14 protein-coding genes are annotated in these 13,051 nt (G+C 63.1%); 5 read left to right on the plus strand and 9 right to left on the minus strand.

The features are described 5' to 3' along the window. The first annotated feature begins 26 nt into the window (after positions 1-26). Together U0023_RS01270 and U0023_RS01275 are read left to right on the plus strand one after the other, a co-directional pair. Complete coding sequence (locus U0023_RS01270; protein WP_009764176.1) at positions 27-1,142, plus strand: aminotransferase class I/II-fold pyridoxal phosphate-dependent enzyme; 1,116 nt, start codon at positions 27-29, stop codon at positions 1,140-1,142. Then, positions 1,139-1,780, plus strand: a complete 642-nt coding sequence (locus U0023_RS01275) for a helix-turn-helix transcriptional regulator (protein WP_009764175.1) — start codon at positions 1,139-1,141, stop codon at positions 1,778-1,780. The genes U0023_RS01270 and U0023_RS01275 overlap by 4 nt, the downstream gene beginning before the upstream one ends. Here U0023_RS01275 and U0023_RS01280 read toward each other — a convergent pair. From U0023_RS01280 to U0023_RS01300, 5 genes are all read right to left on the minus strand, one after another. Further along, the gene (locus U0023_RS01280) at positions 1,771-2,601 is read right to left on the minus strand and encodes an inositol monophosphatase family protein (RefSeq protein ID WP_009764174.1); all 831 of its coding nucleotides are present in this window, start codon (positions 2,599-2,601) and stop codon (positions 1,771-1,773) included. The genes U0023_RS01275 and U0023_RS01280 overlap by 10 nt on opposite strands. Positions 2,602-2,634: 33 nt before the next feature. After that, entirely contained in the window at positions 2,635-3,471 is an 837-nt protein-coding gene (locus U0023_RS01285) for an aldo/keto reductase (protein WP_009764173.1), read from the minus strand. A gap of 96 nt (positions 3,472-3,567) precedes the next feature. After that, positions 3,568-4,548 (minus strand): S1C family serine protease, encoded by a 981-nt coding sequence (locus U0023_RS01290; protein ID WP_009764172.1) that lies wholly within the window; start codon positions 4,546-4,548, stop codon positions 3,568-3,570. A 175-nt stretch (positions 4,549-4,723) separates the two neighbouring features. Then, positions 4,724-4,936 (minus strand): hypothetical protein, encoded by a 213-nt coding sequence (locus tag U0023_RS01295; RefSeq protein ID WP_040638752.1) that lies wholly within the window; start codon positions 4,934-4,936, stop codon positions 4,724-4,726. A 154-nt stretch (positions 4,937-5,090) separates the two neighbouring features. Further along, positions 5,091-6,425, minus strand: coding sequence for a globin-coupled sensor protein (locus U0023_RS01300; protein ID WP_040639138.1), 1,335 nt, complete (start codon positions 6,423-6,425; stop codon positions 5,091-5,093). A 155-nt stretch (positions 6,426-6,580) separates the two neighbouring features. Here U0023_RS01300 and U0023_RS01305 point away from each other — a divergent pair, with 155 nt between their 5' ends. After that, positions 6,581-6,880: a hypothetical protein gene (locus U0023_RS01305; RefSeq protein ID WP_009764169.1), complete on the plus strand. Its 300-nt coding sequence runs from the start codon at positions 6,581-6,583 to the stop codon at positions 6,878-6,880. Positions 6,881-7,071: 191 nt separating this feature from the next. Then, on the plus strand, positions 7,072-7,338 hold the full coding sequence (locus tag U0023_RS01310; RefSeq protein WP_322883769.1) for a hypothetical protein: 267 nt from the start codon (positions 7,072-7,074) through the stop codon (positions 7,336-7,338). Positions 7,339-7,380: 42 nt separating this feature from the next. Here U0023_RS01310 and denD read toward each other — a convergent pair whose 3' ends face one another. The 4 genes from denD to U0023_RS01330 all read right to left on the minus strand — a co-directional run bounded on the left by denD (position 7,381) and on the right by U0023_RS01330 (position 11,361). Further along, positions 7,381-8,361 (minus strand): D-erythronate dehydrogenase, encoded by a 981-nt coding sequence (gene denD / locus U0023_RS01315; RefSeq protein WP_009764167.1) that lies wholly within the window; start codon positions 8,359-8,361, stop codon positions 7,381-7,383. Between the two features lie 123 nt (positions 8,362-8,484). Then, the gene (locus U0023_RS01320) at positions 8,485-9,495 is read right to left on the minus strand and encodes a TRAP transporter substrate-binding protein (protein WP_009764166.1); all 1,011 of its coding nucleotides are present in this window, start codon (positions 9,493-9,495) and stop codon (positions 8,485-8,487) included. Positions 9,496-9,538: 43 nt separating this feature from the next. Beyond that, entirely contained in the window at positions 9,539-10,822 is a 1,284-nt protein-coding gene (locus U0023_RS01325; protein WP_009764165.1) for a TRAP transporter large permease subunit, read from the minus strand. After that, positions 10,819-11,361, minus strand: coding sequence for a TRAP transporter small permease (locus U0023_RS01330; protein WP_040638750.1), 543 nt, complete (start codon positions 11,359-11,361; stop codon positions 10,819-10,821). Before U0023_RS01330 ends, U0023_RS01325 begins: the two co-directional genes overlap by 4 nt. 441 nt (positions 11,362-11,802) lie before the next feature. Between U0023_RS01330 and U0023_RS01335 the strand changes: the two genes are divergently transcribed. Continuing rightward, the gene (locus U0023_RS01335) at positions 11,803-13,002 is read left to right on the plus strand and encodes a mandelate racemase/muconate lactonizing enzyme family protein (protein ID WP_009764163.1); all 1,200 of its coding nucleotides are present in this window, start codon (positions 11,803-11,805) and stop codon (positions 13,000-13,002) included. Positions 13,003-13,051: the final 49 nt, after the last annotated feature.

The following is a 13,051-nucleotide window of genomic DNA, read 5'->3' on the forward strand; positions in this document are numbered from 1 at the left end:
TATCGTTTCGCATTGCGGGGATTGCCATGAAGATCGAAGAGTTCACGCTCGAGCGCATCCAGTCGCTCTATGAGAACACGGTTGAGTACAACCTGTCCGACAGCGGCGTGCATCCCTATTCCCTGCGTGAGCTTCTGACGCCCGAACAGCAGAGCCAGGTGCTCGACGTCGAACTCGGCTACGGCTGGACCAACGGTCGCACGGAATTGCGCCAGGCCATCGCCAATCTGCATCCCAACCGCACCCCCGAACATGTGATGGTCACCAACGGCTCGGCCGAGGCGAATTTTATCCTCGTGATGTCGCTGCTCGAGCCCGGCGACGAGCTCGTGGTCTTCGTTCCGAATTATCTGCAGATCTGGGGTTGGGCCCGCGCCATCGGCGTGACCGTGAAGGAGGTTCTGCTGCGCGAGGAACTCGGGTGGACGCCAGATCTCGACGACGTGCGCAAGGCCGTCACGAGCCGCACGAAGATGATGACGATCTGCAATCCCAACAATCCGACCGGCGCCGTCCTGTCGCGCGAGACGATGGATGGTCTCGTGGGGATCGCCCGCGAGCACGGCATCTATCTCCATGCGGACGAGGTCTATAAGGGTGCGGAACTCGATCAGGACGAACCTCCGAGCTTCGCTGACCTCTATGAGAAAGCCATCGTGACGAACGGCCTGTCGAAAGCCATGGCGCTCCCGGGCCTGCGCATCGGCTGGCTGGTCGGCCCCGTCGAGGAGATCTACACGTCCTGGCAGCGCAAGGACTACACCTCGATCACGACGGGTGCGGTCAGCGAGTTCGTGGCGGAGATCGCCGTGCAGCCCGCCAAGCGGCAGGAGATCCTGTCCCGCAGCAAGCGCATCCTGCGCGAGAACCTCGCCTTGCTGCAGCGCTGGGTCGATGCCAACGGCGACCTCTTCTCCTTCGTACCGCCCAAGGCCGGCGGCATGGCCTTCATCCGCTACGCCATGTCCATGAACTCGACCGATCTGGTGCACCGCCTGCGCGAGGAGCGCGGCGTCATGCTGCTGCCGGGCGACGTCTACGGCATGGATCGCTACATCCGGATCGGTATCGGCGCCCCCGCGCACCATCTGGAGGCGGGCCTGGAGCGTCTCGCCGCGTTCGTGCGCGCGCAAGCCACATGAACCGCACGCGAAAAATCGGAGCGAAGACATCGCTCTCGCCTGAACTGGCGAGCTATGCGCCCGTCTGCGACGCCATCGCACTGCTCTTCCAGCCCTATGCGGAAGTGGTGCTCCACGATCTCGCCACCGAGACCGTCGTGCATCTCTCCAATCCCTTCTCAAAGCGCGAACTCGGCGAGCCGTCCCTCCTGCACGAGATCGACTTCAAGCCGTCCGACATCATCATCGGGCCTTATGAGAAGGTGAACTGGGACGGGCGGCGCATCAAGTCCGTCAGCGCCGTCCTGCGTGTGCATGAACGGTCCATCGGCATTCTCTGCATCAACGTGGACGTGTCGCATTTCCACGCCGTGATGCAGACGCTGACGGCGCTTGTCGCCGTGCCGCAATCGCCCGAGAAGCCGGCTTCGCTGTTCAAGGAGGACTGGCACGAGCGCATCAACGAATACATCCAGTCATGGACGCGCGAGCGAGGTCTGACCATCGCCGAGATGAGCCGCGCGCAGAAGCAGCAGCTCGTGACGGATCTTGCCGGCGACGGCGCCTTCGGCGGGCGCAACGCGGCAGCCTATATCTCGCGCGTGCTGGGATTGGGCCGGGCCACCGTCTACAACTATCTCAAGAAGGATCAGGCCTGAGGGAGAAGCGCATCTCGCAGAGCCTGCCAGCTCTCCTCGTCCGGCGCACTGATGAGGCCGCCGCCGCGATTGACGGGACGATACGGCGAACCATCGAAATGCGCCGTGTACCCGCCGGCCTCGCGATGGATCAGCCACCCGGCCGCATGGTCCCATGGCATCACGCTCGACGAGAAAGAGAAATGCAGGTACCCGGCGGCCGTCAGGCGATAGGTATGCGCCGCGCACCGCAGATCCGCCGCCATGGCGACCTTTGGCAGGTTGCCCGTCACCACGGGGCGAAGGTTCTCCGGCAGGTAACGCCATGAAACGTTGCCCGCCATCTGCGACAAGGGAACCTTCGATGCGACCTGAAGCGGGCTGGCGCTGCCGTCGGGACGCTGGACCCAGGCACCCTCGCCGCGAACGGCCATCGACCAGTCGTCCGAAATCGGATCCAGGATCACGCCGCAGACGATCTCGCCCTTCACCAGGGCCGCGGCCATCACGCCGAAGAGCGGAAGGCCCGAGGCAAAGTTCAACGTGCCGTCGACCGGGTCGAGGATGAAGGCGAGCTCGGCTTGTCCAAGACCGTCGAGCAGACTCGCGTCCCGGCTGACGCCCTCCTCGCCGACGACGAGCGCACCCGGAAACCGGCGCAGGAGCTCGGCCTCGATGACGCGCTCGGCGGCCTCGTCCGCATCGGTCACGAGGTCGAGCTGTGAGGACTTGGTCCGGATCGCGTCGGCCGACAGGTTCCGGAACCGCGGCAGGATCTCGGCCTGGGCGGTCGCCCGGAGGATCTCCGCAACGGCGAGTGCATCGGCTCGGGTGAAGGTCATGGTCTTGTCGTACCCTGCTGTTTCGGAACCGATTCAGATCATTTCGAGCGGGCGCTTGCGCCGAGGCGGCGGAAACTCTGCATCGATGGCCTCAACATCGTCCCTATCCAGTTGGATCTCAAGCGCTTGATGATTGTCCCGCACGTGATCGGCGCTCGACGCCTTCGGAATTGCGATCACGCCGCGCCGATCTAGGACCCAGGCCAGAGCAATCTGGAACGGGCTTGCTCCATGTTTCTGCCCGACCCTGTCCAGGATGCTTCTGCGCGGAAGCCTGCCCTGTTCGATCGGGCTGTAGGCCATGAGGGGCATACGATGGTCCTGCATCCACGGGATGAGGTCGAATTCCGGCCCTCTCCGGCTCACGTTGTAGAGCACCTGATTGGTGGCGCAGTTCGCGCCTTCCGGAATCGCGAACAGCTCTTCCATGTCGGCGGTGTCGAAGTTGCTGACACCCCAGTGCCGGATCTTGCCGGCGCGGCGAAGCTCCTCGAACCCGGCAACGGTTTCCTCCAACGGCACGCTGCCGCGCCAATGCAGGAGATAGAGATCCAGCCGGTCCGTCTTCAACCGCCCGAGGCTGCGCTCGCAGGCCTGCATCACGCCCTGGCAGCTCGCATTGTGGGGATACACCTTGCTGACGAGGAAGAGCCGATCCCGCTGCCCGGCGAGCGCCTCCGCGACGAGTTGCTCCGCCGCGCCCTCGCCGTACATCTCGGCCGTATCGATGAGCGTCATGCCGAGTTCGACGCCGAGGCGGAGCGCGTCGATCTCCCGCGCCCGGTGACTCGCCGACTCGGCCATGTGCCAGGTCCCCTGCCCGAGAGCCGGAACGGCTTCACCGCCCGGCAACATGACTTCAAGGCCCATGTCTCAACCTCCGCCTGGAGCGATCCTCGCTCGGAAAATTCACGATCGCGCGTGAGAGCGGCGGGGCGCCAAGCACATTTCACGGCACCCGGACGATCACTGCAGGCGCGGCCCCTTCATGAAGCGCCCCCGGTCGGCGGACCGGATCGTCACGTCGAACATATCTCCCTCCCGCTCGAGCGTGAGCGGGACGTCGACCCCTGCGGCGCCCAGATCCCAGACGGCGCGATAGAACTCCGCGAGAGAGGTCACCGTTTGACCGGCAACCGCGTGGATCTGGTCACCGGCCCTCAAGCCTGCCCGCTGCGCCGGCGCATCGCCGGCAAGGCCGATGACCGTGATCTGATCATCCTCGGCCTCTGCGACATAGAATCCGAGCCAAGGCCGCGGTTTGCTTTTGGTCCGACCGAGGGTCAGGAGATCGTCCAGAATCGGCTTCAGGAGATCGATCGGCACGCTCATGTTGAGAGGCACCACGGTGCCGCCGGAAGCCTGATGCTGGAGCTGGAGCGAACCGATGCCGACGAGATCACCCCGGGGTCCGATCAAGGCCGTGCCGCCCCAATTGGGATGGGCTGGCGCGGTGAAGATGGCCGGATCGATGAGATACTCCCAATAGCCGGCGAATTCCTGGCAGGCGACCACTTGGGCCGCCAGGGAGTGGCTCAGTCCTCCGCTCCCGCCGATGACCACATGATCGCCCGGTTTCAGATGGCGGGAATCGCCCAGGGCCAGTACCGGCACGCCAAGGGGCTCGAGCGCCTGCACCAATCCGAAACCGCTCTCGTAATCGTAAGCGAGCACATCGGCCTGAACGGCCCGCCCCTTATTGGTGGTGAGCCAGACCTCTTCGGCCTCGGCAATCAGGTAGCCGATGGTGAGGACGAGACCGTCGTCCCGGATGACGACGCCCTGCCCGGCCCGTTCCGTCCCGAGCGTTTCGGCCGTGAAGGCATCATCGGGAACCCGCGCCCTCAGGGAGACGACAGCCGCCAGAGCGTCCTTGAGGTCATAGCCGAGCGATCTCGGATCCGGTTGATACTCAGGAGGGATTTCCCATTCATCGGGTGATTGCATGCAAAGCTCCTCAGACCCTCGGCAGAGAGTCTGCACCCTGTAAAATTGGCCGAGCAAGGGCTGCCTTCAACAGGCCTCCCCCATTTGACGCACAAAAAGCCGTTACACGGAATCGCATCCGGCACAGCGGACGTCCGGCCTGCCTCTCACAGGGCGTCCCAAGGGCAAAGGTTTGCTAGGCCGCTTCGAGGACATCCGCCCGCATCATTGCGGGCGCCTCGTTCCAGACCTGCTCATGCTTCTTTTCCAGCATGCGCAGAGCCTGCCGGGCATAGAGACGAAATTCGTGTTGCAGAAGCCGCGATGCGGTTTCCCAAACGCCGTCCTCATGCCGCGCGACAAAGAATGCCCGAGCGATCTGCTCGATTTCCTGGTCCGTCTGATCCACCTGTGCCCCCACACAGGAGCCCTCACGGCTCCGCCAGTTGCGCCGAGAGCAAGTCCGGCGGCAACTGTTGGCAAGGTGTCTGATTTGCGGATTCCTGTCTGTACCCAAAAAGACACGATTCAGCCACAAATCGCTATTGTCGCTTGTAAAGGCGTCAGGCGGCCCTGGCGGTCGCAAGGAACCGGTCGATGTCCTGCCTCAGGCGCTGAAGCTGCTGGTCCAGGGTGTGCTTGGCACTCGACACCTCCTGCGCGGCGGAGGCCGCGGAGGCCGTCGACCCGGTCAGCGCCTCGATGCTCCGCACGACCGCATGGGTATGGTCCGTCGTCTGGTTGACGCTGACGGAAATCTCCGACGTCACCGCAGCCTGTTCTTCGACGGCGGCCGCGATCGCCGTGGCGATCCCGCTCAGCTCTTCCATGATGCGGCCGATATTGTCGATGTCGGACACGCTACGCTGTGTCGCGTCCTGGATCGCTCCGATGCGCGAGCCGATCTCGGTCGTGGCCTGGGCGGTCTGGTTGGCGAGAGTCTTGACCTCCTGCGCCACGACGGCGAACCCCTTGCCCATCTCCCCGGCGCGGGCCGCCTCGATGGTGGCATTCAAGGCGAGCAGGTTGGTTTGAGCTGCGATGCGCTCGATCAGATCGACGACGTCTCCGATCTCCTTCGCCTGCTCGGCCAAGCCGTTGACGGTTTCCTTCGTCCGCTGGGAGCTCTCCAGAGCATGGCGCGCCACATCCGCCGAGCGGCTGGCCTGCTGGCCGATCTCGCGAACCGACGATGCGAGCTGCTCCGTGGCGGCCGCCCCGGATTGCATGTTGGACGCGGTCTGTTCGGCCGCCGTCGTGACCTGAACGGCAAGGCTCCTGGCGCTTCCGGTCGCCTGGTCGAGAACCGTTGCGCTCGCAGAGAGGGCATGGCTCGCCTGCCCCGAGATCTCCAGGCTCTCCTGTACGGCCTCGGAGAAGGAGGCGACGGCCTGCGACAGGTCCTCACCCTTCTTCTGGCGATCGTGAACGAAGGCGTCCTGATAGACGGAGATGGCGAAGTCCATGTCGAGCATGACCGCCTTGTTCACCGTCGCCAGCCTGCGGGCAAGAGCCCCTCCGCTGAAGCGGTGCTTCCGCGACAGCACATGAATCAGCTCGTTGAGGATGAAGGCATAGCCTCCGATGTACCAGCGCGGCGCGAGGCCGATCTTGTTATGGATCAGGCCGATGCGCCGGATGCCTTCCACATAAGCGGCATCGAAGCTGCCGCTGAACAGCCTGCCCCAATGCTGCATCTGGGCGGACACAAGCCGGGATTGCTGCGTGCCGATCAGCCGTGACAGCTCCGGCTGCCGATGCATATGCGCGTAGAAGCGTTCGAGGATCTTCGGCAGCTCGGGGGAGATGTCGTGCCAGATCCCGCGAAGCTCCCGGCAGGCATCGTCGTCGATGCCCAGGAATGCGAGCCGCTCGGCAAGAAACAGGTCGTTCTGCAAAATTTTTCCCCAAACCTCGTCTTCCGCGAACATCTAAGGTGGCAGGCTTGGCCGAAGCTTGCTCCCCGGCCAAGCCTGCGGCAGTTTGCGCCACCCGCGGCCGAAACCGGACGGCGCCCCGCGCGTTAATCTAGGCAGTTTCAAGGGGCCAGGCGATGCTTGATAACATTGCGAAGAATCCTGATTTGACCCAATCGGCTTCCATGGCGTTGCCCGTTCGCCACAACGTTCCGCCGCTTCCTCACTCGGTCCAGGAGCATCTCGGCCGGCTGCTGAGGGCCGATTATTATGAGCGGTCCGATAAGCCGCGCTACCTCGGCGATCCCGCGCTCCCGCTCGAATTCGACCCCTATCTCTACCGCCTTGAGCAGAAGGAGCGGACTCTCAGGATCATGCGGGTTCGGGAACAGGGCACACAGGCCGTGGCCGAAGCTCTCGCTGGCTTCACCTGCTAGAGCCATTCGGAGAAGAATCCGCGGCTGGCCTCGTTCCGGCGGACCGAGGTCTTCAGCCCGCGTTCACTGCCCCGGGCTCACAAAGGCGCATCATGGGGGAACTCCTCTCGGTGGCTGACACTTCAAAGAGCATGGGACACCAAAGCGGACGAGCCGTCCTGAGGCAAGCGTTCAGACGCCTGGAGCATGAAGTGCCGGGCAAGGTCGCCCGCGTGCTCCGCAGCCTTCGCCACCCGAATTCGCGCTGGATCAGGATCCCGGCCGGCCTGCTTCTCATCCTGGGCGGCATCTTCTCGTTTCTGCCCGTCCTCGGATTGTGGATGCTGCCCTTGGGTCTTCTGCTGATCGCCCGCGACGTCCCCATCCTGCAGAAGCCCGTGGGCCGGTTTACCCTTTGGGCGATCCAGAAATGGGCTTCGCTCAGGCAGCGATTCTTCCCCGAGCGTCCCCTGCGCTAAGCGTCTCCCCGACCGGCGATAATCCATCCATGCGGGAACCGATCAGGTTGGGACGACGCCGCCTAGCTCGTCTTCGACATAGATGGAGATGATTTCGTCGAAGCTGGACTCCGCGCGGAAACCCAGGCTCTCGGCGCGGCTCGCATCGAAGCGGCGGGGCCATCCCTCGACGAAACGGATGATGGTCGGATCGAGCTCGTGGCGGATCCGGGCGACGGTCTGCTCGCCGGCGATGCGCCGAAGCGCGTCGATCTGCTCGCCGACGGTCACCGACACGCTCGGCATCGTCAAGTTGCGCCGAGGTCCGATCCTAGACGTGTTCATGCTCGCCGCATGGATGAGAAAGCCGACGGCGGATCGCGGCGAAGCATGGGCGTGGCGGACGTCCAGCGAGACGGGAAGAACGGCCTCCTGACCGTTCAGCGGCTCGCGGATAATGCTGGAGAAAAAGCCCGATGCCGCCTTGTTGGGTTTGCCCGGACGGACGCAGATCGTGGGAAGCCGGATCCCGACGCCGTCGAAGAACCCGCGCCGGGTATAATCGGCCAGCAGCAGTTCACCGATCGCCTTCTGCGTCCCGTAGCTCGTCAGCGGCGTCAGGAAGAACTCGTCCCCAATCGCATCCGGGAACGGCGCGCCGAACACCGCGATGGAGGACGTGAAGACGAGGCGCGGCCCGTACCCATCGCCGATGATGCGAATGGCATCGAACAGGAAGCGCGTTCCGTCGAGATTGATCCGATATCCCTTGTCGAAATCGGCCTCCGCCTCGCCGGACACGATGGCCGCAAGGTGGAAGATCACGTCGGGACGACCCGCAACGAGCTTCTCCGCCTCTCCGGGCATCGAGAAATCGGACGTCAGGGTTTCGACGGCAAAGGACGCCTGAGGGCGTTCGGGTTCGACCACATCGTGCAGAATGAGACGCGTGATCGCCTCACCTCCCAGTTGGCCTTCCCTGACCAGGCGTTCCGTGAGCTTGCGGCCGACCATTCCGGCCGCCCCGAGAATGAGGATCTGCATCGATCGGCAATCTTTTCTAATCGGGCCTGCCGACCACGATTGTCGTTCAGGCGGAAGGGAATGGGGCGCCGCCGTCCGGCGCACGGAGGCTCCGAACGGCGGCGCGCTGATCTGAGTAGGATCTTACTTCTGCCGGACCTTGTCGAGCTCCGCCTGCATCATCTTCACCGTCTCGGGTCCGATGGTTGCGGCGTGCTTCTCCCAGACGGGCTTTGCCTGCTCGCGCATGCGGTTCGCCTCCTGCTCGTTCAGCTCGTTGACGACGATGCCAGCGCCCTTGATCTTGTTCAGCGAGGATTCCGACAGCTCGCGCGAAACCTTGCGCTGCTCATCGCGAGAGACGGCGGCGCATTCGCGCAGGGCAGCCTGCTCGTCCTTCGACAACCCGTCCCACAGCTTCTTGGAGTACAGCACGAGGAACGGGGTATAGGCGTGACGTGTCACGGACAGGTACTTCTGCACCTCGTAGAACTTCGACGTATCGATGGTCACGAACGGATTTTCCTGACCGTCGATCGCCTTCGTCTCAAGGGCGGTGAAAACCTCGCCGAACGCCATCGGCACCGCGTTGGCGCCCATGTTCTTGAACGTGTCGAGGAACACGTTGTTCTGCATGACGCGAACCTTCAAGCCCTTGAAGTCCTCCCACTTCTCCACCGGACGGCGGGAATTGGTGAGATTGCGGAAGCCGTTCTCCCAATAGGCGAGATTGACGAGGCCGACCGTTTCGAGCTTGCCGTCGATGTACTTGCCGAACTCACCGTCGAGGACGGAATCGGCCTCCTTGTTGTTGGCGAACAGGAACGGCAGATCGAACACGCCGAGATCCGGCAGGATTCCGATGAGGGGCGAGCTGGACGTGACGACCATCTCCTGGGTGCCGGAACGCAGCGCCTGCGTGGCCTGGAGATCGCCTCCGAGGGCGTTGCCCCAGAAGCCCTGCACCTTGATCTTGCCCCCGGACTTGTCCGTAAGGCAGGCGCGGAATTTCTCGACGCCTTTTCCGTTCGGGTGATCCTCGTTCACGCCATTGGACAGGCGGATGTTGCGTTCCGTGAACTGGGCATTGGCCGGAACGGCCGCCATGATGGTCGCTGCCACGCCGGCGGCAAGTGCGAATGTGAGTGCTTTCATGGTCGTTTCCTCTCTCTTTTGGTTTTTCAACAATTCTGCCGTCTCAACGCCCCCGAAGCCAGGCCAAGGGTACCATGACCAAGTCGGGGAAGATGATGAGCAGGACGAGTACGATGAGCTGAGCGATCAGGAACGGGTTCACCCCGCGGATGACCGCGCCCATGGGCACACGGGCGACGCCGCTTACCACGTTCAGCACAATTCCGACCGGAGGCGTGATCAACCCGATGGCGTTGTTGATGATGAACAGCACGCCGAAATAGACCGGATCGATGCCGGCCTGCTTCACGATCGGCATGAGAACCGGAGTCAGGATCAGGACCGTGGGCGAGAAGTCCAACGCGGTTCCGACGATGACCACCAGGAACATGAGGGCGAACATGAGAATGGTCTTGTTGCCCATCAGGGGTTCGATGAGCCCGCTGATCTCGCCGGGAATGTTCGCCTGGGTGATGAGCCACGCGGACACGAGCGCCGCCGCCACCAGGAACATCACCACGGCCGTCGTCTTCGCGGCCGTGAGGAACACGCCGTAGAGCATCGACGGCTTCAGCTCGCGGTAGACGAACATGCCGATGACGAGCGCATAGACGGCGGCGAGGACGGCGGCCTCCGTCGGCGTGACGATGCCCCACTTGATGCCGCCCAGGATCATCACGGGCATGAGGAGAGCATAGAAGCCATCGATGAAGGCCCTTCCCCGCTCTCGCATCGTCGCGCGGGGCGCCGTCTTCATCTTGTCGCGTCGGCTGACGATGGCCCAGGCGACGACGAGCGCCAGCCCCATCATCAGACCGGGAACGACGCCCGCGAGGAAAAGCTGCGAGATCGACACGTTGGCCGCGACGCCGAAGACGATGAAGCCGATCGACGGCGGGATCACCGGCGCGATGATGCCGCCGGCCGCGATGAGGCCCGCTGCGCGTGGAATGTCGTAGCCGGCATTGCGCATCATAGGAATCAGAATGGCTGCCAGCGCCGCCGTATCGGCGGCCGCTGAGCCGGACAGGGCCGCGAGGATCAGCGCCGCCACGATGGCGACGTATCCAAGACCGCCATGGATATGGCCGAGGCAGGCCAGGGCGAAGTTGACGATGCGCTTCGACAGGCCGCCGACATTCATCAGCTCGCCGGCGAGCAGGAAGAACGGGACGGCCAGAAGCTGAAAGTTGTCGGCGCCGATGATCATGTTCTGAGCCACGATCTGGCTGTCGAAGTTGCCGAGCCAGAGCATGAGCGCGAGAGCGCAGACGATCAGCGCAAAGGCGATCGGCATTCCGAGCGCCATGGCCCCGAGAAGCGAGACGAGGAAAACGAGAATGGTCACTCGAGCCGCTCCTTCAAGGCATGGGCTTCGTCGCCGCTGTAGTCGCCGGCGAAGACCTTGAGCTCATGCTCGCTGACGCGTCCGGTGAGGACGCGCATGATCCGGAGGGCGGCCATCAATCCCAGGCCGATGCTGGTAAAATACCCGATCCCGTAGACCCAGAGCATCGAGATCTCGGTGATGGGCGCATAGTTCGTGGCGTTGATCTCGGCCTGCTGCCATGTCCCCCAGAAGAAGACCGCGCAACACCCGATGATGAACAGGTCGGACAGGACCATGCAGACCTTGCGGCCATTGTCGCCGAGACGCGCCACCAGGGTCTCGACGCCCAGATGGGCATTCTCGCGCCCCACCACGACGGCGCCGATGAAGGTCAGCCAGACGAAGAAGAAACGGGACAGCTCCTCCGAGACATCGATGCCGGTATCGAAGAGATAGCGCAGGACGACATTGCCGAAGACCATGGCGACCATGGCGGCGAGAAGAAGAACCAACAGTCCTTCCAAGCCTTTGAAAAAGATGGAGATTACCCTGCTCACGCGTTCTCCCTGCCATTGGCGCCCGTTTCGGCGCTCATTATTCTGTTCTTCCCAAAGCATGCTTCAAGCCTTGGGAAAGCCAAACATGTTAGTCGATCTAAGGCGCAGTTAAAGGGAGTGTCAATTCAGCCGATGGAGCGGTTTCGCGAGCTGAACGCGGTGCAGGACGATGAACTTTTCCCGTTCCGTCTTGTTCGCCCGCATTTTCATTTGCGGGCAACATCCATGCATGCCTTGGAAAATTCTATCGTACGCCTTCAAGGGAAAAGGTGAGCCATGCCCATCTTGCATCAATGTATCAAATTAGACTTATGAATACCTGCTCGCGCGAAGCATTTCGGTGGATATCATGAGAGCGGCGGCTTCCATCCCGTCTGCAGGAGGCATCAAACGTTCCGCCTCTGCCGATCGCCACGAGAGCGCAATCCAAACGAGGATCCCATGAAGATCACAGGCGTCGAAACAATCCGTCTCCAGGAATTCGCGAACATCGTCTGGATCCGCCTGCACACGGATGAGGGACTCATCGGCCTCGGTGAAACCTTCATGGGTGCGGCGGCCGTCGAGGCGTATATTCACGAGACCGTCGCGGCCAAATTGATCGGACGCGACCCGCTCCAGATCGAAGGGATCAACCGCGATCTCCAGAATTATCTGGGCTGGCGCTCCGCCGGCGTCGAAACGCGCGGCAACTCCGCCGTCGACATCGCCTTGTGGGATCTCTTCGGCAAGGTCCACGGCAAGCCCGTCTGCGACATGCTGGGAGGCCGCTCACGGGACAGGATCCGGGTCTACAATACCTGTGCCGGCTACCGTTACATTCGCGACAGCCGGGCGCAGAAAGTCGCCAACTGGGGCGTCGGCGAAACGGAAGGTGCCTACGAGGATCTGGACGCGTTCCTGCACCGCGCGGACGAGCTCGCCCATTCCCTGCTGGAACAGGGCATCACGGGAATGAAGATCTGGCCCTTCGACGTCGCGGCCGAACGCAGCCACGGTTACGACATCTCGCCGGACGAACTCCGGACGGCGCTCGAACCCTTTGCCAAGATCCGCAAGGCCGTGGGCGACAAGATGGACATCATGGTCGAGTTCCACTCCCTGTGGAGCCTGCCGATGGCCAAGAAGCTCGCTGCGTCGCTGGCCGAGTTCGACACCTACTGGCACGAGGATCCCTTCCGCCTCGACAATATCGGGGACCTCAAGGAATACGCGCAACACTCGAAGGCCTGGGTCTGTGCGTCTGAGACCCTGTCCTATACCCACGCGTTCCGTGAATATCTCGAAACCGGCGTCGCCGGCGTCGCCATGCTCGACCTGTCCTGGTGCGGCGGCCTGACGGAGGCGCGCAAGATCGCCGCATTGGCGGAAGCATGGCATGTGCCGGTCGCGCCGCACGACTGCACGGGCCCGGTGGTTTATGCCGCTTCTTGCCATTTCTCCCTGCATGCGCGCAATGCATTGATCCAGGAGAGCGTCCGGGCTTTCTATACCGGATGGTACACTGAACTCGTGACGGAACTGCCGACCGTCAAGAATGGCGAGGTGACGGTGAACATGAAGCCGGGCCTCGGCCTCGAATTGCTGCCGGAACTCTGGCAGCGGCCTGATGCCATCGTGCGCCTGACCGACAGGTTATAGGAATGCAAACGACCTGCGAATGATCCCTCCGCACCAGGCCGCTTCTGAT

Source organism: Microvirga lotononidis (assembly GCF_034627025.1).
GTDB classification, from domain to species: domain Bacteria; phylum Pseudomonadota; class Alphaproteobacteria; order Rhizobiales; family Beijerinckiaceae; genus Microvirga; species Microvirga lotononidis.